Here is a 21119-nt window from a genome sequence, read left to right on the forward strand (position 1 = left end):
GGATAAAATCACATAAATCGCTACACTTATAGGAATAACCTTCCTAATATTCGAATGTTTATTCATTGTTTATCCACCTTGATATGTATTTTTAATTAGTAAAATTCAACTTTTATTTAAATTTCATTTGTAGTATTTAAATTCTTATCTTTCACATACCGCTTATATGAGCCACTCGCTTTAAATTTATCGATATTGGAAGAAATGTGTTCCACTATTTTATTTCGTTGCTTATCTGATAAATTATTGTACTTCAAACTATTATTCAGAAAAGTGAGTTCATTGGCTATTAATGTCCCCTTGATAAATTGAGGAATCCTAATGACGCCCGAACTTTTTTTAACATAAGTATTTTTCCATTTCTCACTCTTACCCTTTTTAAAAATTGTTATAATAAATACACCTGCTAGATTTGTAAATACACATATTGAATCCTCATTCCAAACTGTGTAACCACCTATAGAGCCATGGACTGAGCTGTGAGGTCTATGAAGTGTTAAATTTTCATTCATGCTCTTTACTTCATCAAAGAAAAAAATATGGTTTTCAATACTTCCCAGATCTACTCTATTTCCCAATAAAAATTCACTCATAACCATTTCAGAGTCCTTTAAAATATCTAACTGAGACGTACTAATTTTCCCTCGTTCTTCTCGATCTTGTTCTATTCTCAAAATGTCTAAATATAAACATCTCCAGTTAACTGATACGATAAACTTTGTTAACCATTCTTGATATTTGAGTTTACTAACTAAAGTTTGCTTCTTAAACGGATAAAAAACATTCTTTGCAAACAAATTCTCAGATACACTAAACAATTGTTCGCAGTCATTACAAAGGAGATATTCTTTTTCTCCATCTTGTCTGGAGATGTTGGAGTTTTCTAAATTTCTAAATTTGTTTGTAAATGAATCTTTTTTCAAAAAATTTATCACAAACTTTGGCAATACATGACTCTTTCTTAGTTCCTTAGTTGTTTTACATAGTGCACAAGTTTTCATGTTTTTCATCATTGATACAACCTCCATAATAATATTTTTTCATGTAAAATAACTGTTTTATTTCAAACTTAACTTCTTCTTTTTATCGGTAAATACTCATCATCTGCCTCGCCAAGATCTAATCCTGAAGCCTTGACTATAGATATTTGTCCAATCATTTTAGTTACCATGTCTTCAGGCTTTAAAACAGATTTCCACTTAAAGAGACTGCACAAAAAGTTCTCCATGCTTTCCGTTATGTATTCCGCTTCATGTAATTTCAAAAAGATTGATGTAATATAATTATACAGATGATAAAAGTGAGTTGATTCAACTGGAATAGAAAACGCTTTTGCTGTAATTTGTCTGATATCCTCAAGCATATCTGTTTTTTAAAAATGTCCTTTAGAATAAAGAACAACCTGTTTTTCGCTATGATTCAGAATCTCATCTTTCAAAATATAACCTTCTTTCATTTGAAAATGTGATAAATTCCTGTTTTTATTTAATAAGAAACACTCTGCACATTAAGCTTCATAAACATATTCATAATCTTATCTATGACAATGCCCTGTTCTTCATACTTGACGATTTGTTTATTATACTTTTCTTTTTGCTTATTAATATATTCAAAGAGATTTAATTCATCTTCACTAAGTCTTTCCCAAGCTACTGATCCGTTATCGCATCTTGGGGCAGTTGCCCAGAAATTATTTATTTCTTTTTCAAAGCGTTCATAATTCTTCTGCAACTTTATGTTTTTTATTTCTTCTGGTGTAAAGCCATCAAATCGAACTTTCTTTTCAGTTCTACGGGATACTGCTTTATATCTTATATTTTGCTTCTCCTTATTTGCTCCCACATTACTCACTCATTTCTTATAAAATCGTTGTTTTACCCCTTACATTACGGTGCTACTGGTTACAATACGCCGTTTCTTTTTGTTAGGTTTATTATATCACACATAATTATTGATTACAATATTTAATTATTTTTATATTTAGGAATTAAACAAAGAAAAAAACTGGGTAATATACACCCAGTTAATCGTTACTAATCTATTAGTTTTTTACCTCCACTATACCACTCTTATCATGTGTATAGATAAGTCCTTCAGGCTTGCTATTTTCTTCAATATTGCTTGTTTTTGTGCCATTTAAAACTATTTTTCGAATTGCTTTTACACTAGTTTCTAAAGCTAATTTTTCTTTTTTGAGTTTGCTTATAATTCTATCTCTTTTAGCAAGACTTTCATCAAATGTAGCTATTTCTATATCTCTAATTTGTAAATTATGTTTTAATTCTTTTACTTCTAATTTAAGTTCATTTATTGTTGCTTCAAGTTCATTGGTATTTTTCATATTATATAATATTCTGTTTATTTTTGTTTGAAAGGCTCCTACTAATGGGGAGTTTTGCGCTTCTTGCTTTGGTGTCTGGTCAATTACTTCAACTTCTCCATTGTGAATTTCCTCAGATTCTTTATTCAAAAACAACAAATTATTTTTATTTATATATTCGTCCATAGATCCGTGTTTCTTAGTTACGTACAAATATTTCTGGTACACAGCGTGAGGATTTTTATTGAATGCCTTAGCGGCTTTCCTGATAGCCCCCCATTTACTATTTCCCTTACTCATTTCATCTTTCATTATGTCATTTAATTTTATTACATCATGATCAGACCATAAACTTCTCTTTTGTTCCTCAGTTGACACTTCTTCAACTCTTAGTAAATAATCTCTAACCTTAATTGCCACCTTACTATCTCTTAACAACATTCCAATTCTTAAAATCGCTTTACGCGGTACTAGTTTAACTATAAATTGCCCAGTAGACAAGGCTTCTTTCACTTTGAAATAACCCTCATCTTTATTGTTTATAGTTTTAACACCATCTTTTTCAAACTCTGATTTGTGTCTATTAAGGACATTTATAATAGTTTGATATTCAACTTCATAGTATTCAGCAACTGCTTTTACTGTCATATGTTGATTATCTGGCAACAGTGAAAGCGACTTTACCTTCTGTAATACTTCAGTTTTATTTATGTATTGATCTCTAACATTTCTATCTTCCACAAAGTTTTCTGCGTGTAATTTCAATAATGCTCCCATGTTTAATTCTCCTTTTAATTGTATTTATTCATCATCATTTGTACGATTCAATTAACTCTTCCAGTTTAATTATTTCAGGTTTCTGTAGAGGCTGTTTCCCATTGATAAATAGTGAGAATAACGAATTACTGATACTCAATTTACCAGCTATAAAGGATTTTTTAATTCCTTTATCACTGATTAATTGAAGTGTTCTTTCTCTCAATGTCATGCGTTCACCTCGCTATTAAAATTTATTTTAATCACTTTCTATATATATAATATTATCACCACACAATTAGATTGTCAATATTTAATTATATTTGTATTTTAGTTTTTTTAGCCGTATAACAAAAAACTAGGCATATACCTAGTTTGTAAAAGTAACATTTTATTATATCTAAAATCTTTGTCATATATACGTTGATTAACTAATGGAGTTCCATGTTCTACTTAACTAAAGAATAATATGATTTATTTTTATTTACAGTGGGATCGTTATTTGCAATATAGTCGTTTATAGATTCTTGTAATTTACGAACTGATTCCAAATTATCTTCCTTTAAATTTTGATATTGTTGTGCAAATAGCTTTAAAGGCAAATCGTTAGGGGTGTGTGGGCTGCTAGCAAATGAATATCCTATTCCAGAATTAGTGTAATTTATTTTTATAATATCGTCTTCTTTGCTGCTAATTGTATACACTTGAAATTTATTTTCAACCGAGAGACCACCAAATTTTACTTCAAAAAAAGAATCAGTTTTAGTATAATCCTTAATAGTATTAAACCAGTTTCTGATCTCCTTCTCGTCTTTTAATAATCCATTTAACACAACCGACTGATCTAGTTTAGAGTTTAATAAAAATTGTGCGGCATCGCTTATATAACCTGTATTGACAATGAATACATACTCACCGATTTCAAAAATCTTCTGTTCGTATTCATTGTCGATTTCTCCACTAATAGTATTGACAGCTCGACTATCAGCGACAACAGACAAATAATCATTGCAAACAATAATAGAAACGAAACTCACAATCCCCAACCCCCTGTTATATGATCTATCATTTCCTCATTATACTAGATCTACGTGTCTACGTGTCTAAAATTTTATATACAGAACCTTGATTGGCAATTTATTTTTTTAATAACACCTTACTATAAAAAACTGGTTTTATTCTCATAACAACTCTAAATGTTTACATACATACATTACTCTTTTATACTATTGCTATGATAGCAAAATGAGGAGTTGAGCCAATGGCGTATAAATTTATTGGTGGTTACTTAATGGGTGGGCAAAAGGGGTTAATCGCTAATGGCAACAACGATATCGAGCTTATAGGAACTAAAGTAGTAGGAGATGTAGCATTAGATTTAAACCTAAGTAAAGAAAGTAACTTTATTTCTACAGATACCGCAATTGAAGGTAGGAAAATAGCTGTTCTAATTAGGGATTGGAATTCTATAGTAGATGATGTTGCAAGTTATGCAAAGCAAGATGGACTGAACGAGGCACAATACAGTGAAGTGCTAAACAGGTTAATTGAAATAAAAGATACTGAAAAATCGAAGGAAATGCAAAAGCTATTGATAGATAAGTTAATTAATTTTGTGTCGAGTATAGGTTCTGGATTGCTTGTTGTTTATATCAAGCAGCTTTTCTCCAAATTTTAATCTATAGATATGCTTGCTTTATAACAACACGAACGAGAAGTTATAAAGCAAGCATATTTAGTAACTTAAAAAGCAGCCTATAAGATATGTTATGTTATAAAATTATATAAATAACAAAATTCATTTTCACTTTAATTTCCCAACCACCTATACTACTTAACTAATCGATATATATAATTGGGGGCACTATTAACATGAAATATAAAATTGTTGGATGTTCCTTTGGCGGAACTGAATGTGGTATCCGTGCAGAAGGTACGCATGACATTGAACTAATTGGAAGCACGGTGTATGGAGAAGTAGGTTTAGATTTAAAATTAAGTGAAGACAGTTCTTTTGTTTCGACAAATTCCATAATCCTAGGTAAAAAAATAGCTGTCTTAGTAAGAGATTGGGATTTTATTTCTGAGAATATTGGTAATATTGCTCAAAAGGAATATCTCAGTAGTGCCCAATTTAGTGAAATAATAAGCATATTAAGAGAGATCATGGACAACCAAAAACCAAAAGGAAGAAAAGCATGGTTGATTAACCACCTAATTAGTTTTGCATCAAACACAGGCTCTGGATTACTAGTTAATTATATAAAACAACTATTTAACATCAAATGAAAAGATTTGATGTTAATTTTCTTTTAGATTCGTACTATGTATTGTAATGATGTTTCAATCAGACAAGTTTCAGTATAAACCGATTAGCAACTGAACGATCATAAAATTCACCAATAACATAGCCGCCATCGATACGGGTTATAATCCATGAACCTGAGATACGTTCTAGTTCTGGTACATGCCTGTAATTATTAATCTGCACAATCTGCATATAATACACTATCCTTTGATTTATTTATAAATATACATTAATACGTATGTATTTATCATTAATTTCGAGTAATATACTCTTAATGTTGAATATTTATACGTTCGTTTCTAAGTAAAACAAGAATTTTATACAGTTATTTCGAACTGTTTGTAGCAATCAAACATGTTTAATCTCTCACCCTTAATACCAATAGTTCCTTTCTCGCGATAACCACGCTCCACGCTACATTCTCTTTCTCGCTTTGCTGGATCGTTGTATATAATCCTTCTTTGCACATCTACTGGGTAGTATTTTGTTTTTTGGAATATCATTCATACTCCACCTCTCTTCTATATCTCTATAAATTCACTCATTTATCCTAATGTGTTTTATTTGAAAAATTCGAACTATTGTACATCAAACAATCCATAACCCTATACCCCTCAATCATTTCACCAAATTCTTCCGTATTTACGAATAATGCTTTACAAGGTTCAGCAGCAAATTTTAAAAATGGCAAAACTTCAATCTTTTCATTATTTATACGAACATAAGCAATTGGAACGCCATCAACATACAGTTCATGTAAGCTAAACATATTTAATTCTTTTGTATTGATTCCTTGTAATTCATTGATTCTATCAATCTGAAACATATTATTCATAGTTACATCTCCTTATAAAATGAGTATTTTAAATCGTTACAGTACATTGTTACTTGCACTATACTATGTCTCGATTGTTTTTTAATGTTTCATCATATAATCAAGAGCTTTAGATGGATATCCTTTTGTGAAAACTATTTTTCTTTCGTCTCCTTCATAAACACTTAAAGTGCCAGCACCGTACTTGCTTTGAGACGAAAACCCCATACAAGATTCAAATACAACTTTTTTACCGAGTTTAGTATATCCTGTTTGAATAGCTGCTGTCCCCTCAAGTTTGACCTCTGTATATTTCGCGCACTTCTCTTGTTCAAGTCTCTCCTGTTTAGCTGCCTTAATTCTTTCAGAGCGCTCATAATCCCATTCCATTGTGAACCGCCTCCTATGTATTAACTTATCTTATGTGTTTATTATACCACGTCATTTCATTATATTCAATAGTTTATTTATTTTTGTATATTGGATTTGTACATAATTACCCTATAAATTTCAGTAAAATATCAGTTTTATAACCCTTTAGACTGAACATAGGCGTAATACTCTTCAAAAGACTTATATCCACCATGCTGTTTATATTCTATGTATTGCTCCAGTACAATCTGATTAAATTGTTTTAGAGTTAATTCAGCAAGATCTAAGTTCCCCTGTAAATAGCTCCAATATAGCCGTGATACGCCAGCAGGCTTTCTCTGAGGTTTATTCTTTCTCATGTAACCACCGCCTTTCCTCCCTCAAATTCTAAATCATTAGTTTACTCTTACTCTCTCTTCTTCAACTTTTTCAATAACTACCAACACTGTATTGACCCCGGTTCCCGACTCCTTGAATGAACCTTCTGGAAGTTTCTCATAATATCCCTTGTCATTTAACCAGTTACGAAACTGAATACTCTTGGTATCATTAGCGAATGTCCAATGTGGTGACATTATAGCAATGAGCCTTCCTCCATCCTTAAGACAGTCGTATGCTTTTAATACGTGATCAACGTCTTTGCTTTTTTCGAATGGTGGATTCATAATTATTTTATTGTACTTAGTAAATGGCGTAAATTCGATAAAATCATTAGCAACTAACTTGTATTGTTTTAACTCTAGAATCTGACGTAACGTATGATTCCACTCAATACCGTGCAATTCTGCATTTAGGTTATTGTCTTGTATATACTCGTTTACACCGTCTAATATATTGCCGTTACCTGCGCTTGGCTCTAAAATAGTCTCACCATCTTGTATATCAACCAACTCAATCATACGTTCTACAATAGTTTTAGGAGTCGGAAAGTATCCATCAATTTTACAGAGCTTAACTTCGCTTTCCATTTTCTTAATCTTCTGTTGAACTGGATTGACTGGTCTTTCTGTAACTTTTACAAGTGCAGCATATTTATCTATTGCTTCATTGTATTGCTCTGTATTGTGTATTCCTGCTTTGTTCAAGCGCTTCTGCAATTTTGGAACTTCTTGATTCCACCAACCGTTAACATCGGCATCTGGATTAATAGTCGGATATTTTACCTCATAATTGTGTTTACCTCTTGATTTATATTTAATTCTCATATCTTCTCTAAAACTACCTACCAATAAAGCCATTTCGAATTCATCCATTATGTTATTAGTTGCCTTTTCTTTTAGATGTTCCAGAATACTAATTTCTAAGTTCAAATTATCTTTTTTCTGTTCTCGGCTTGCTGCTTCTTGCTGGCGTTTCCATGTGTTAGTTAAATGATCGCCAGACAAGGCATTCAATTTCTTTTGTGCTGACACGATTTGCTTATTAATCTTGCTAATATATTGCTGCTGATTGCTATTTTTATTTTCTGATTCTTCTTGTAAAATTCGTCTTTTATCATTATTTTCATTCGTTCTTGTTGGTTCATCCTTGCTAATTAAATATGCTACAAATCTTTTGGCCTCATCTAGTCGGCTAGTGGTTTTTAAGTTTGTGTCAACCTCTTTTCCATCCTTAAAAACACGATACATTCCCCACGTCTTAGCAATCATATAGTTTTTATAAGTGTACACTCTTGTTGTCTCTGTATAGCCAGCTAAGGTGATTTGCTTACGATCTATCTTAAATTTTGGTATTTCTACAACTTCATTAACTTCTTTAGCTAATCTTTCTTTTTCTAATTTCAAAATTCTAGTTTTAAATTTATCCATACGATTATCAAACTCTTTTTTCATATCCGAAAGCTGACTTAACATATTCCCATATCTGTCTTGCATTTTGTTGTAACGTTGAACGTTTAATCCACCTCGACCAGTAACAGCCCATGAAGGATTATTAACGCGATGATTGAGTATTTTAATGTATTGTTTATAATAACGCTGCTTAAAGGATTGTAAGTACTTTTTAATTTGGTATTGAAGATATTCATTGTCTGCTTGCGATAGCACATTTAGAGCGGCTTTTTGGAGTTCGTTAAATGTATTGAAACAATCCTTTTTATAGTCGACCTGAAACAGACTAGATGAATGTAAACGTGATTGTAATTCATCTGAGACAATGTACATGTGAAGGTCATCAATATTAATATCTTCAAACACTGCAATACTAACCGTTTCGTTAAATTCGGTGTTGTTATGATTGTTATAGTCCGCTTGCAATGAACTTGCGAATTGATTTGTTTTATCTGACTGTTTAGCATACCAAAACCCACGTTTAGACCATCTAAAACCATAAGCTTTAAGTTGTTCAATAATATTGCTTTCAGGTTTTGACGGGAAACGGATCTCAATACCTTGCTTCTCATTGTTATATGTTACGGTTACTTCTGTAGACACATTGGTAATTTCATTAGTAATTTCATTAGTTTCTTCCTGTGTATCTTCTGTTGTTTCAATAGCTGGGACATTAGATACAGTTTGTTTACGAGATGTCTTCTTGAATACTGTTTTTTCTTGGTATTCTATAACTTCCTGCAACGTGTGTACTTTAACAGTTCCTTCTTCAATTCCTTTGTTCAATCTCTCGGATGTTTGATAATAACGTTTAACACTCATACCATTTAGTCGTTGATAGCCTCTCTTTTCACTTCCCAAAAGTTCGTAAGTTACACAGGACTGTTTTTTGGAGTTTGTGTAAATATCAGTAACTACCCAAAAATGCCCATGATAAGAGAAAGATAGTACATCGTTAACATTGATAGTTTTATCTTCTTTTTCAACTGGTTTAATGACTTTCTTTTCTACTTTAATTACTTCAGCTTTCAATGCGCCTGCATCTTTAATTGCTTTTTCAAATCGCTTAACTAGTGCTTCTACTTTCTCAGCTTTTTGCTGCTTCTCGGTTTTCTCTTTGTTCTCCCAATCGTAGTCATTGACCGAAAATACTCCTTTGCCCTTAGCGATAATTTGCCCATCTTTTTCAATGTGCCAAGTAGTCCCACGTGGGTTCCCAAAAGAGAATTCAGGGTATACCTCGGTTACTCTCCACTTCTCAAATGAAGCATCTTTTTCTCTTTCTTTCTCAATCAGTACAGCGCATGAAGCTTTTTCATTTTCTGTTGACGCTGTATCATTCATCATAGCTTCAAGTTTTTGAATCCGTGCATTTGTTTTATATTGAGAGTGCCCACTTATGTATTCTTTTTGTTCATAACCACTGTAACGTGTATTATTTTGATCGATGCAAAGAACATAGCCGTTCTTTTCAGCAATGCCATCCCAATCAGCAGGGCTGAAGTAATCTGTCATTGCATCAGATTCATCATCTTTCCAGCCGTAAATCTTCCATCCTTTATTAACTAAAGCCATAGCAATATTCACTTTTGCTTCTCTTTTATCACCATACCACATCGTTATCACCTCTTCTTATTTATAATATTATTATAACATATTTATTTATTTTTGTATATAGGAATTTGCTTGTCATTTAAATTATTATTACAGGCTGCTGATTAATTAAACCTTTTATGTCACTCAGAAAATTCTTATCAAAACATCTATATTTAGATTGTTTAACTGTTACATGTTCATCTGACTTAATTATATTGTGCATTACTTTGTCAGTAACAATATCAACCCATCCGTCATATATCATTAGTTCCTCATATGGCAAAACCCTTGTTTCCCATACTTTGCGTCTTTGTTTGGGCTTATGAGCAATTACAAGTGAATCACTATATTGTGCATATGGTTCAATCAGAGAACCTTTGATAACTGTATGAAGAACCATAGGAAAGCCGAACTCATCAAATTTGATTACAGTTGCTTTTTGTTCTGGTTTAAGTTGTTTAGCAACCTTTGCAAATTTACTTATGTATTCAGCTAACATCGAAGTCATAGGTGATCCTGTAAACTCAGCCTTTACAGCTTTAATAAGTTCATCGGTAACTTCGATATTATTGGATTCCAGATCTTTATGAAATGCCACTTTTACCAGCTCTTTTTGTTCATCACTCAAGTGCTTCCAAGAAGTATATGCAACATTTGTAATTGCAGTTGCTAAGGATTCAGAAAGCCAGTCTAATTTTTCTACCATGTTCATACTATTAATGTTTCCCATTTGAACAACCACCTTTTGTTTTTTATTTATTTTTAACAATGAATTATTATCTTAATACCAAATGTCCGAATACAGTTTGACTTTTTAAGATTTGCCTGCGTTGCCATTGGCTTTTTATTATTGCTAATTTTGATTGACTCATTATGTTTTCACCTCGTTATCTCTTGTTCTTTATGTATTTATTATAGCATAAACGGATCATCATATCAATATATTTAATTATTTTTGTATATTAAAGTAATAAAAAAACCGTCTTTTAGACGGGTTAAAAGTAGGTGTTATGAATAATTTTTAATCATATTCTTAGCTATGAAAATGTCCGACATTTCACTAATATGAATAGTATCAACTAATCCAATTGTAAAATAACCATCACCTTCATATTCACTATCGCAAGCTCCATTTTCAGCTAGCTCCAACATTACACGTCTGAGTTCAAATGATGTATGTTCCTTGTATATGATTCCGGTTGCATGTGTAGCAGCGTTCAATGCTTCGACAATTAATTTATTAGAAATAGTTTCTTTCATCCGTAAACACATCCTTCCTTACGTTTCACGTGGAACAATATTAATTATTCTTATATATTGATTTAGTAATAAATTTTCACTATTACAACAACCCATAACGAAACACTTAACAACAATGACACTTTATCTTTCATTCTCCATTTCATCAACATATCATCCTTTCAAATGTATGTAGACATGCTCACCTTGGTACTCAACTCTATCCATTTGAAACGCTGTTGATAGTTCAAGAATGTCTAAGTCAGTTCCAAGTTTATGTATGATTGTTGATCCGTTTTGTTTGACTACTCTTATATGCTTCATTTAATCTTTCTCCTTTAGTACAACTTTTATATTTATATTATACAATATTGTATATTCAGTAGTCAATATATTTCCAATTATTTATTCAATATTGTATACTGTAGTAACCACGTTAAAGGAGATATTATAATGCTCAAATACAAAGGTAAACTAAGAGAAATAATCAAAGAGAGAGACATAAAGCAATCTCAATTAGCAGTAGATGCAGGAGTCCCTCAGCCTTATATATCGCGGTTCGATAAGTCAGAGCAGCATAATATAAATAATTTGTTTGCAGTGGCTAGAGCATTAGGAATAAGCGTAGAAGAGTTATTTACAGTTGAGGAATCGGACAAGGATGGCGAATAAATAGATCGCTTGTATGATCCTAAAAAGCACAAAAAGAGCCTAGACATAATTCATCTAGGCTTGTTTGTGTATATTATCTACGAATGATATATTAAAGAGCGCAACTATTGCAATTATTGCTATCCATAACCTTTTTTATTAAATTCAAATGTTCTTGTAGTTTAGGAGGTATTTCTAAGTTCTTCAATGTATCATCATTCATCAGATCCCATCCAATCAATAGTGATAGCTATAATGTACCATAAGATGCGGATAAGAATGGCAATTCGATATTGGTTTAGAATATCACATTTATTTATTACTTTTTAATTATTTATTATTTCTATCTCTTATTATGTCCAACACACCCCATGCGATCATTAAAGCCGCTAATATCCAAGCAACAAATCTTATTGAATTAGGGTACTCAATAAATAAAGATGCAATGCCACAGATAATAAACAATACATTTGATGGTATACGTTTAATAAATCGCTTCATAGTCAATTCCCTCCCTTTCGTTGCCTATAGTCAATGATTATGCTATTATGTAATTGTGTTCTAAGGGAATCAACTTTCGATTCCCCTAGTCTTTGTGAAGCTTCAATGCTTTGAGTGTGTTTCCTTTCTCGGAGGAAATGCACTCTTTTCATTTTCAGCTTCTTTAAGCTTGTCTAATCGTTCTGTTTCCTCTTTGCGTCTTGCCCGTTTTTCATCAAAGATGAATTTGAGAACCCGAAGCGCAAAACCGAGAAAGTTTATGATTAGAGCAATGTAAGGTATGTATTCTAGCATGGTGTCACCACCTTTCGGCGTGTATCCCTTACATATATTATTATAGCATAAGTCCACTATTTTGTATATAGTTTTGTGTGATTTATTTATTTTTGTTTATTGGATCAGGTCAATGGCGATAGGATAATTGATGGAGTGAGTATAGTAGACAATTAGAGAAGATATTATATATGTTATGAGAGTTTTAGTTTTAATGTTAATGGTGATAGTTTATAGACTAATGTGATTAGTTTTAAGTCTAGCACATTGTCAATCGCGTTGACTAGCGATTACAACGGTTCATCGCTCTCCCAACTACCCAAATCACCCGACCAGAAATTTCAAATTCAAAACATATTATTTAGTATTTTTTTTACAATTTCATTTAACTTGACAAGCTCAACCTCGACCACTCTATCAGCCCTTCATGTTCAAACATAGATACTACATAACTATACTTATATGGTATCTATGGAGGTATAAGGGGGGATAGTTTACATCCAGACACCACCTAAAATTTACAAATTATGCTGTAACACTTCCAATCACACACTCAACTTATTTTTTCACCTTTATAATATATTAATATTTTGTAACTTTTTACACGTTTTTTCTTCTCATTTCAATCGTAAATGCAATCGCAAATCACCTTTCTTTATTTATGTTTTAGTTCTTATTACAATTGTGTAACCATCCTATTTTTTACTATTTCTAATTAAAATTTATCAAAAAACTCTTTATACGCCCATACTTTTACGATTCAACTTGTAACATCAAACATAACTTACACCAAAATCTTTATCTTAATTGGAATTTTATCAATTTTTTCGTTTTTACGATCAAGATAATTTGCTATCACGATTGAGCTGCTTCTCAGACAACAAAAAAGACATCCATCTCAGAATGTCTTATATCCTATATAATATGTATTCCCTAACAAATATTTAAAGGTAGATTAAACTTGGGTCTTGAAACGTCTAAGTTAAAAACACAACCATCCCCTTATACAGATTAACCTCAAACTTTTACTTCCACCAATTTTTAATTGCTAATCAACCTAATATATCAACAAGAAATATCATTATCCCCCAACCACCAAAAAAATCAGAATCCAAGAGCTGGGTAAGCGTAGCGAAACCATCTCTAAATACTGTATATACTTATCTATTATCTATTATATATTAACTTAATTACTAGTCCCCTATTTCTCCCGGAGGAATAGGGAGTGGATGTTGGATAAATTGGGAGTAGATTTTGGATGTTTTGGGAGTGATACTTGGATAAATTGGGACTAGGTAAATTTCTATAGTTTATCAATGTTATTAAAATCCAGATAATAATGGTTGTTGTATCTTGTGAATATCAAATTTCCTTCCTCATCATATTGATAGCTTGTTTCAAGTTTGTTTTTTTCAATGCGAATCAAATTCTTTTTTACTAACATGTCAGTGTACTTTGGAATCGTATTTTTGCCCATATTTAATTCTGTAACCATTGTCTTCTCTATACCAGTGAAGCAATACTCCTTCTTAGGATCAGAGTAATTAATATAGCTTTTAATATAATAAAGGATTCGTACTTCTTTTCTATCCAATTTCCGATTTTTCATTCCGTATAAAATGTTGATTGGAAGATATGTAAAAAACTTTTCGTCTAAATTGCTGTCGGTATCAAACTTCTTCTGGTTTAGAAAGAACCTTATTGGGTTATTGGGTAGAATCTTTTTTATCTCTCTTGTTATATAGTCTTCTCTAAAAATATTATTAAAAGAAGACTTGAGTGTTTTATTGTCCTGAATATTCAAAAATTGTTTCAACTCAGACAAAGAAACATCAAACTCGTATCTGTTTCCGCTCCTCCACGTTAAGTACTTAAGATAAAGAATCAAACAAAAGTCATTCGCATTTATGTTTGGGTCTCTAACAGTACTAGTTGGTAAATGAATAGATTGTTTGTTCCGCTTTTGTTTTATGTTTTTATTTTCGTCCATATTTGATTTATTCATCCACAGACTTTACTCTGTCTTCCCTTCTTTTATTTTTTTGGCTTCCCTCTTCATTTGGAATACTGCTCCTTCGTGCTGATTTAGAATAATCTCAATCAATTCTTCTTTTGTCAATTCATCAAATATTGAATCGTCGATTTGATTGCCGATACGTAAACTGAGGCTATTACTTAAATCATTGTCTTTATGTCTGTAACGTTCCGTAACATTGTAACTAGAATGATTGTAGTGTTCTTTTGCTTCTTCTAGTGTTCCATACATACTAGCAACATTCCGAAAACTATGGAACACAACGTTTCTTTCTTTTGGTATTTTCAGTTCGTTTTTTAGATAATCCATCATATTTTGAATTGTTTTTGTGCCTAAATGAAATATTTTATTATCATTGTATCTTTTATAGTATGGTTGTTCCTTTATTTTTAGTAGATAATCATATAGATCTGAAGAGATTGGCATTACATGTTTCTTCCCACCTTTCCCTATAATATTTACCTCATAGTAATCATGAGATTCAGTTTTGATTATATCTGCCCATTGAAGATTTAATAGTGATCCTTTACGAAAACTCGTTGTGTATGCCATGCGAATCAATGCTGATTTTTCGACACCTTTTACTGTCCCTTCGGCAATCACAGCCATCTGTTCAGCTTCATGAGTATAGAGTCTACCGCATTGTTCGGAATCATCAGATAATGGCTTTATTTGAGTCACAATTGCTTTTACATTGTAGTCATTTTTTTCGAGAAATGTATATAGGCTTTGTATCGCTGCAATGAAATTATTGATTGTAGTGTTTGTATAGAATCTCTTTCCTTCTTCGTCTATTAATTCTTTTAAAAAGTTACGATATCTTAGAATATCAGCATTTCTAATCTGCAAGTCATCTTCTTTTAATGAAGCTAGATTTTTACCTCTGTACCACATAAAGAATTTAACCAATCTATTTCTATAAGTGTTTGAAGTAAATCTACTTTCGAAACTATTCAAATGAGTTTCAATGTCTTCATTTACACTTTTTGTATGTAATCCAACCAAATTATTATTTAGCGATGCACTCATATTATGCAGCTCCTTTCTCTTGTTTCTATTATACTATTCTCTTTTCAATAAGTAAATATAATTAAATAATATGTATTGTTGACGGTAATGATAGAAGATGATATATTGTTAATGCAGAGACCAACTATCTCTGGAAAAACAAAATAAATAAACAAGGGGAAATAAGTACATAATGCCAAAAATGAATAAAGGGAATCATTCAATTATCACTTGGGAGGATAGATATTATGATGGTTTTGAACTAGATTACTTTGATGACAGGGATGTTTCACTGAATACAGAAATTGAAGAAGTAGATTATACATATATTGATGATGAAGTAATTTGGTTAAAAAACGAAGCCCATAAAAAATATTACAGACAGCCCCACAAACCCATAGAAATCATTGGTTCCAGCAAGATAAATCAAAATTAAATAAGAATACATATAAATTAGTATGTTTTTCGTATTGGAGGATTAATTGTTTGAATGAATTACACAAACCAGTATATATTCCTTCTGTCGAAGGAAGCGATATATACAATTATATGTTTAGGGGTCGTAACCTAGATTTAAACTACGTAGGCATGATTCCAAGCAGTTTAGAATTAAATAGACTCATTAGTATAGGTTTAAGAACATCAAAGAAGAAAACAAATGACAAGCTGTTATCTTTAGATATTATTAATGTTAAATTTAAGCAAAAGGTCAAATCAGGCAAAGAAATAATCAAGGGATTGAATTCAAAGCTAATTTCCATGGAGAATGACAAACTAGATTACAAGCAGAAGTTAAATGACTTTATACATAATATAAAATCCGAAATTAATTCTGAAAAATGGCAAGATCTATCAAATGAAAACTTACGAACAAAACTTTACACTGAAGGCTTTATTTACAACGATGTAAAATATGTTGTATATAAAAGATCAAGCGCTAAAAGCAGGATTGGGCAGTGTCTGTTTATCAAAGAAGATCTATACATTCCGATGATTTCTTGGAGCCGCATGAATTTAAACTTTACAGAAACCTCTGTTTCTGTGGATTATCCTTCTCTCTTAGCATATGAAAGTTTAGTTGGTTCTTCTCTTGAAGATATAATTACAATTAACCCTAAAAACATCCTGATCATTACTGATGTTGAAAGTAAATTCGCTAAAACTTGCAATGTTGTTCGTACAGATACTAATGGCTATTTGAATAGCTTCACCGACGAGTCGGTAATTAAAAATAGTCTATTCGACGGTGAGTCTTTACTGGATAGCCGATACTTTAAGAATAATAAAGGTATGATGCTTCTAAGGAATCATATGTTTAAGAGCGCCGCATTCAATTGTAATATTCAAGAATACTTAAAATCTCGATGCCCAGATAATATCGATTATAGTGCCTGGACACTGACTAATATGTTTGGATTAAATATTCCAGCAAAAGATGTTCATTTGATTATTACACCTACCAGCCTAAAAGCTTTGAAGTTTAGTAGTCTACTAGGTTCGGAATTGGCTATGTGGGAACACTGGAAACAAATTGTCACAGACAACAATTATTCCTTCGGTGTTTGTAAGCACGAAAAAAAATCCAAGCGTGGCTTCGATGATTTTGGGAACATACTTCAACAAACGAGCTATCAAATGCTCAATTCTTTACCGATAACTAGGGATGACATCAAGAATTTTTCCGATTTCGATAAGCAAATCATAGAAAAACTAAAAAATGACGATAACTATTTCATTGAATTTATTAAAGAATCAGCAAACGAAATCAACAGCAATGACATGTTTGTAGATTTATATTATCGAAATAGAGATATAGTCGGTACAAAGATGTTTCGTAAGTTTAGAACTGAAACAATAAACGCACATGTAAACCATATCAAGAGGGGTAAGATTAGGATGCATGGTGACTACCTAGTTATGTTGGGTAACCCAATGGAGTTTCTTGCACATGCTATAGGTCAGTTGGATTTAAACAATCCATCTCTGAAGGAAAATGAGATACATACTACCATGTTCGGACTAAAAGAGGTTACAGGATTCAGGAATCCGCATACCAGTCCAAGTAACGTTTTAGTTGCCAAAAACATATTTGTAAACGACATCGATAAATATTTTAATTTAACTGATAATATCGTCTGTGTGAATGCTATTGGGTTCCCTATACAAGATATACTCTCAGGATGCGATTACGATAGCGATACAGTCCTTTTAATTGATGACGATAATCTGTTAAAAATCAGTAAAAAGTTATTTGGTAATTACAGAGTATGCATAAATAAAGTTGAAAGTAGCAAAAAGGAATACCGTGTTTGTAATTACGATATGTCGTTGATTGACAAAGAACTTTCGAAAAGTCAAAAATACATAGGACGTACAGTTAATGTTGGTCAGCTATGTATGTCTACTTATTGGGATAGACTAAATAATGGGCATAGTGAATCTGAACTATCAGAATTAATGAAAAAAATTGATGTTGTCACTGTTCTCTCAGGTATATGTATTGATTTGGCAAAAAAAATGTTTGAGATAGACATAAAGAAAGAAATTGATTTTGTTGCAAAGACGAAAGAGTTGAAAAAGGAGAAGCCTCTATTCTGGAAATACGTAAGCCAGAATAAGGCTATTAGTACTTCGGAGTATCTATGCCCAATGGATTTCCTTTTTAACGAAATGGACGAGGTTGATAAAGCAAGTCACAGAAAGAGTGTAGATTTTAAAGATATGCTAGTCAAACATAACCTCAAAGCTGGAGATCGAAAGCAACAAGCTAAAATTATTAAGTACATAGATGACATGTGTATGAAGGTTGCTGGTGTATATAATAATTCACTATCCGACGAAGAACGCGACGAAAACATTGATGAAATATTAAAGTATTATAAGTTTTACATCGATAAACTAAAAGTAAGTCAAGATACTATGTACTCCCTACTATTGAAAATATCTAAACACAAGAAGGATAAAATTTCATCAAGAATGTTGAACATTATCTATAAAGCCCAAAAAGATAAATTCTTAATGGCTTTTAAAAAAACTCCACACTTTTAATTAAATATCGTCAAAAAATACATATAAACACTGGCTTTTTTGAGCTCATTAATTATTGCTATATGATAGAGACTTCCGAATGGCAAAGGTTAACCAAATTATTGTTGCTCTTAAAAAGGCTATAGGCTAAGTATAAGCGGACGACTCTATCTTTTTTAAAATATACCAAAACAAATCTAAGGGAGATAATTATATTATGAATAAAACAGAATTGGTAAAATCGATTGCAGAAGCAACAGGATTTACAAAAAAAGACGTAGAGACAACGGTTGACACATTGCTTACAACAATTACAAATACATTGGCTACAGGCGAAGAAGTCAAAATTGCAGGTTTTGGTACTTTCGAAGTGCGCGAGACAGCAGCCCGTAATGGCATTAATCCTAAATTGCTGGGCGAACTCAAGGAACAAGGCGTTGATCCCGAAACAGCCAAAGCACAGGCCACAATCGCTATCTCTGCATCTAAAAAGCCAGCATTCAAAGCAGCAAAAGCACTAAAAGACCAAGTAAAACAGTAATTTTATAAAGTTTCACATACATATATAGAGCCATTTGGTTCGCGCCATAGGGCAACGTGGCGCTCCCTTCCGGCGGAATCACAATTCCGTGTTTACATTAGGCTTTGAGTTGTCCATTAATCACTATAAGGTTATAGTCTTAGATTGGTGTTTCACCACCATATAAGAGTGAGTGGTAAAGTTGGCGCAAGCCAGATATGAGTCAAGGCTCCCCACGCGCTTGCTTAACTGCAAGTTACCAGAGATCAGGATACGCCGACCTGAATTGATTTATTATTTCACCAGAAACACAGCTGTCGATTACAGGCAGCCAGATGCCAAGTTTGAGGAGATTGATCACCTCCTCTTCTCTTTTATGAATAATGATATTCTCTGCAAGAGAGAAAAGTAATTGCTACGTAAATTAAAATTACCAAGGGAGCAACTATACATATGGCAAAAAATAAAGATAGCAAAACAGTTAACCGTACTGGCTTGTTTAACATGGATGACATGACTATTACACATGAAGATAAAAATGGAGTTCAAGTTTTTGGTGTTAAATCACTGCTACAGGAATTTGATGGAACCACACTCTCTCTGACGCTTGCTTCCGACTTTGAACCAAGCCATGTAATTGAAGAATAAGGAGTGTATTGATGACTCCTCTCAAATCACTAGATAACGAGACATACGAAGAATACCTTATACGAATTGGCTCCTGTAAGGACGAGTTGAGCTTGTCTTGGGGTAAAATCGCGACTCTTATGAATGAATATCTCAATGAGGATTTCACAGAGTCTAAATATCGCAAAGAGTTCCACTTACTTACTCGTGGCATCTCAATTGGCGTGAAAAAGTCGTCAACTGATGAGTATAGACGCGAAATAGAAGACAAAACAATTGAATTACAAAAGCAAAAATATCAATTTCAAGACCAAAAACGCGAATTCAACAATAAAATCAAAATGATTGCTAAGTTTGAACACTTAAAAGATGAAATTTCATCTGGCATTAAGCGACTTGAACAAGTTAAGCCTCTCCCCTACTCTCCTGTCAAGGAAAGCCCCTCTTATATTCGCGCAAACGTACTTTTTTCAGACTTTCACTATGGACAAGAATCGGATAACTCTTTAAACAAATACAATCCACGTGTGTTTGATAAAAGATTTAATCATCTTGTATCCAAAACGATTTATTATTGTCAGAAACACAATGTTGACGAATTAACAATAGCTTCTATTGGAGATCAAATTGCAGGGTTTATACATCTTACTTCAAGAATTGAACAGAGTGAAGATGTCATCTCTCAAACTCAATACATATCAGAGCGATTGTCTGAAGCCGTTGCAGAGATTGCTAAGTTTGTACCAAAAGTAAGAGTCATAAACCTAATTGGCAATCATAGTCGGACTTTTCAAAGTAAAAATGAAGCTATATTAAAAGAAAACTTTGAAAACATCATTCCTTGGTATATGGAAACTCGCCTTAGAGAATTAGAGAATATTGAACTATTAAAAGGTGAAGATGGTTATTTTATCGATGAATCATTTGAAAAGCCTCACATATATGTGCATGGCGATTTAGACCATGTAACGACCTCAGCCCGACAATTACCTCAATTCCTTGGCGTAATACCTCAATACATCTTCCAAGGCCATATTCATCATGATACTGTTAAAGATTTCGGTAGAACAACGGTAGTTTCTAATGGCAGTCTTTGCGGCGTAGATTCTTATGCCGTCAGTAAACGTATGTATTCGGATGCAATGCAAAAGATGCATATTTTTGATGTGGACGGACGAATTGAATACAAAATAGATATCAATTTACAAGAAGTAAAATAAAATAAAATTCATACATATTATTG

The 21119-nt window shown here is 32.3% G+C and carries 22 protein-coding genes; 8 read left to right on the forward strand and 14 right to left on the reverse strand.

From position 1 onward, the window contains the following. Positions 1-116: 116 nt before the first annotated feature. The 5 genes from HFE01_RS07120 to HFE01_RS07140 all read right to left on the reverse strand — a co-directional run bounded on the left by HFE01_RS07120 (position 117) and on the right by HFE01_RS07140 (position 4113). Entirely contained in the window at positions 117-1013 is an 897-nt protein-coding gene (locus HFE01_RS07120) for a hypothetical protein (RefSeq protein WP_167438030.1), read from the reverse strand. Positions 1014-1069: 56 nt separating this feature from the next. Next, on the reverse strand, positions 1070-1363 hold the full coding sequence (locus tag HFE01_RS07125) for a hypothetical protein (RefSeq protein ID WP_167442855.1): 294 nt from the start codon (positions 1361-1363) through the stop codon (positions 1070-1072). 122 nt (positions 1364-1485) lie between these two features. Beyond that, positions 1486-1842, reverse strand: coding sequence for a hypothetical protein (locus HFE01_RS07130; RefSeq protein WP_167438029.1), 357 nt, complete (start codon positions 1840-1842; stop codon positions 1486-1488). A gap of 199 nt (positions 1843-2041) precedes the next feature. Further along, complete coding sequence (locus tag HFE01_RS07135) at positions 2042-3097, reverse strand: hypothetical protein (RefSeq protein WP_167438028.1); 1056 nt, start codon at positions 3095-3097, stop codon at positions 2042-2044. A 428-nt stretch (positions 3098-3525) separates the two neighbouring features. Continuing rightward, positions 3526-4113, reverse strand: coding sequence for a hypothetical protein (locus HFE01_RS07140; protein WP_167438027.1), 588 nt, complete (start codon positions 4111-4113; stop codon positions 3526-3528). Between the two features lie 224 nt (positions 4114-4337). Between HFE01_RS07140 and HFE01_RS07145 the strand changes: the two genes are divergently transcribed. Both HFE01_RS07145 and HFE01_RS07150 read left to right on the forward strand, forming a co-directional pair. Beyond that, positions 4338-4754: a hypothetical protein gene (locus HFE01_RS07145; protein WP_167438026.1), complete on the forward strand. Its 417-nt coding sequence runs from the start codon at positions 4338-4340 to the stop codon at positions 4752-4754. Positions 4755-4948: 194 nt separating this feature from the next. Further along, entirely contained in the window at positions 4949-5365 is a 417-nt protein-coding gene (locus tag HFE01_RS07150) for a hypothetical protein (protein WP_167438025.1), read from the forward strand. A 569-nt stretch (positions 5366-5934) separates the two neighbouring features. Here HFE01_RS07150 and HFE01_RS07155 read toward each other — a convergent pair. The 6 genes from HFE01_RS07155 to HFE01_RS07180 form a co-directional block, all read right to left on the reverse strand. After that, positions 5935-6219: a hypothetical protein gene (locus HFE01_RS07155; RefSeq protein WP_029518038.1), complete on the reverse strand. Its 285-nt coding sequence runs from the start codon at positions 6217-6219 to the stop codon at positions 5935-5937. Between the two features lie 81 nt (positions 6220-6300). Then, positions 6301-6588: a hypothetical protein gene (locus HFE01_RS07160; RefSeq protein WP_167438024.1), complete on the reverse strand. Its 288-nt coding sequence runs from the start codon at positions 6586-6588 to the stop codon at positions 6301-6303. Between the two features lie 137 nt (positions 6589-6725). Next, positions 6726-6929, reverse strand: coding sequence for a hypothetical protein (locus HFE01_RS07165; RefSeq protein WP_167438023.1), 204 nt, complete (start codon positions 6927-6929; stop codon positions 6726-6728). A 36-nt stretch (positions 6930-6965) separates the two neighbouring features. Then, positions 6966-10016, reverse strand: a complete 3051-nt coding sequence (locus HFE01_RS07170) for an N-6 DNA methylase (RefSeq protein ID WP_167438022.1) — start codon at positions 10014-10016, stop codon at positions 6966-6968. A gap of 76 nt (positions 10017-10092) precedes the next feature. Further along, entirely contained in the window at positions 10093-10725 is a 633-nt protein-coding gene (locus HFE01_RS07175) for a hypothetical protein (RefSeq protein WP_167438021.1), read from the reverse strand. Between the two features lie 278 nt (positions 10726-11003). Next, entirely contained in the window at positions 11004-11255 is a 252-nt protein-coding gene (locus tag HFE01_RS07180) for a hypothetical protein (protein ID WP_167438020.1), read from the reverse strand. Between the two features lie 432 nt (positions 11256-11687). On the opposite strand from HFE01_RS07180, the gene HFE01_RS07185 reads away from it, so the two are divergent. Further along, positions 11688-11906: a helix-turn-helix domain-containing protein gene (locus HFE01_RS07185; RefSeq protein WP_167438019.1), complete on the forward strand. Its 219-nt coding sequence runs from the start codon at positions 11688-11690 to the stop codon at positions 11904-11906. A gap of 309 nt (positions 11907-12215) precedes the next feature. On the opposite strand, the gene HFE01_RS07190 is transcribed toward HFE01_RS07185, so the two are convergent. The 3 genes from HFE01_RS07190 to HFE01_RS07200 form a co-directional block, all read right to left on the reverse strand. Further along, on the reverse strand, positions 12216-12386 hold the full coding sequence (locus HFE01_RS07190) for a DUF308 domain-containing protein (protein WP_167438018.1): 171 nt from the start codon (positions 12384-12386) through the stop codon (positions 12216-12218). 1576 nt (positions 12387-13962) lie between these two features. Beyond that, the gene (locus tag HFE01_RS07195) at positions 13963-14664 is read right to left on the reverse strand and encodes a hypothetical protein (protein WP_167442856.1); all 702 of its coding nucleotides are present in this window, start codon (positions 14662-14664) and stop codon (positions 13963-13965) included. Between the two features lie 9 nt (positions 14665-14673). Further along, the gene (locus HFE01_RS07200; RefSeq protein ID WP_167438016.1) at positions 14674-15723 is read right to left on the reverse strand and encodes a tyrosine-type recombinase/integrase; all 1050 of its coding nucleotides are present in this window, start codon (positions 15721-15723) and stop codon (positions 14674-14676) included. Positions 15724-15895: 172 nt separating this feature from the next. Between HFE01_RS07200 and HFE01_RS07205 the strand changes: the two genes are divergently transcribed. The 5 genes from HFE01_RS07205 to HFE01_RS07225 all read left to right on the forward strand — a co-directional run bounded on the left by HFE01_RS07205 (position 15896) and on the right by HFE01_RS07225 (position 21096). Further along, positions 15896-16138: a hypothetical protein gene (locus HFE01_RS07205; protein ID WP_167438015.1), complete on the forward strand. Its 243-nt coding sequence runs from the start codon at positions 15896-15898 to the stop codon at positions 16136-16138. 50 nt (positions 16139-16188) lie between these two features. Then, positions 16189-18750 carry a hypothetical protein gene (locus HFE01_RS07210; RefSeq protein ID WP_167438014.1) on the forward strand — a complete coding sequence of 854 codons (2562 nt, stop codon included), beginning with the start codon at positions 16189-16191 and terminating at the stop codon, positions 18748-18750. Positions 18751-18946: 196 nt separating this feature from the next. Beyond that, positions 18947-19270: an HU family DNA-binding protein gene (locus tag HFE01_RS07215; RefSeq protein ID WP_167438013.1), complete on the forward strand. Its 324-nt coding sequence runs from the start codon at positions 18947-18949 to the stop codon at positions 19268-19270. A gap of 432 nt (positions 19271-19702) precedes the next feature. Further along, positions 19703-19897 (forward strand): YonK family protein, encoded by a 195-nt coding sequence (locus HFE01_RS07220; RefSeq protein ID WP_063213327.1) that lies wholly within the window; start codon positions 19703-19705, stop codon positions 19895-19897. A 92-nt stretch (positions 19898-19989) separates the two neighbouring features. Beyond that, on the forward strand, positions 19990-21096 hold the full coding sequence (locus tag HFE01_RS07225) for a hypothetical protein (RefSeq protein ID WP_156497390.1): 1107 nt from the start codon (positions 19990-19992) through the stop codon (positions 21094-21096). Positions 21097-21119 lie beyond the last annotated feature (23 nt).

Source organism: Paenibacillus sp. EKM10P, assembly GCF_011800655.1.
GTDB lineage: Bacteria > Bacillota > Bacilli > Paenibacillales > Paenibacillaceae > Paenibacillus > Paenibacillus polymyxa.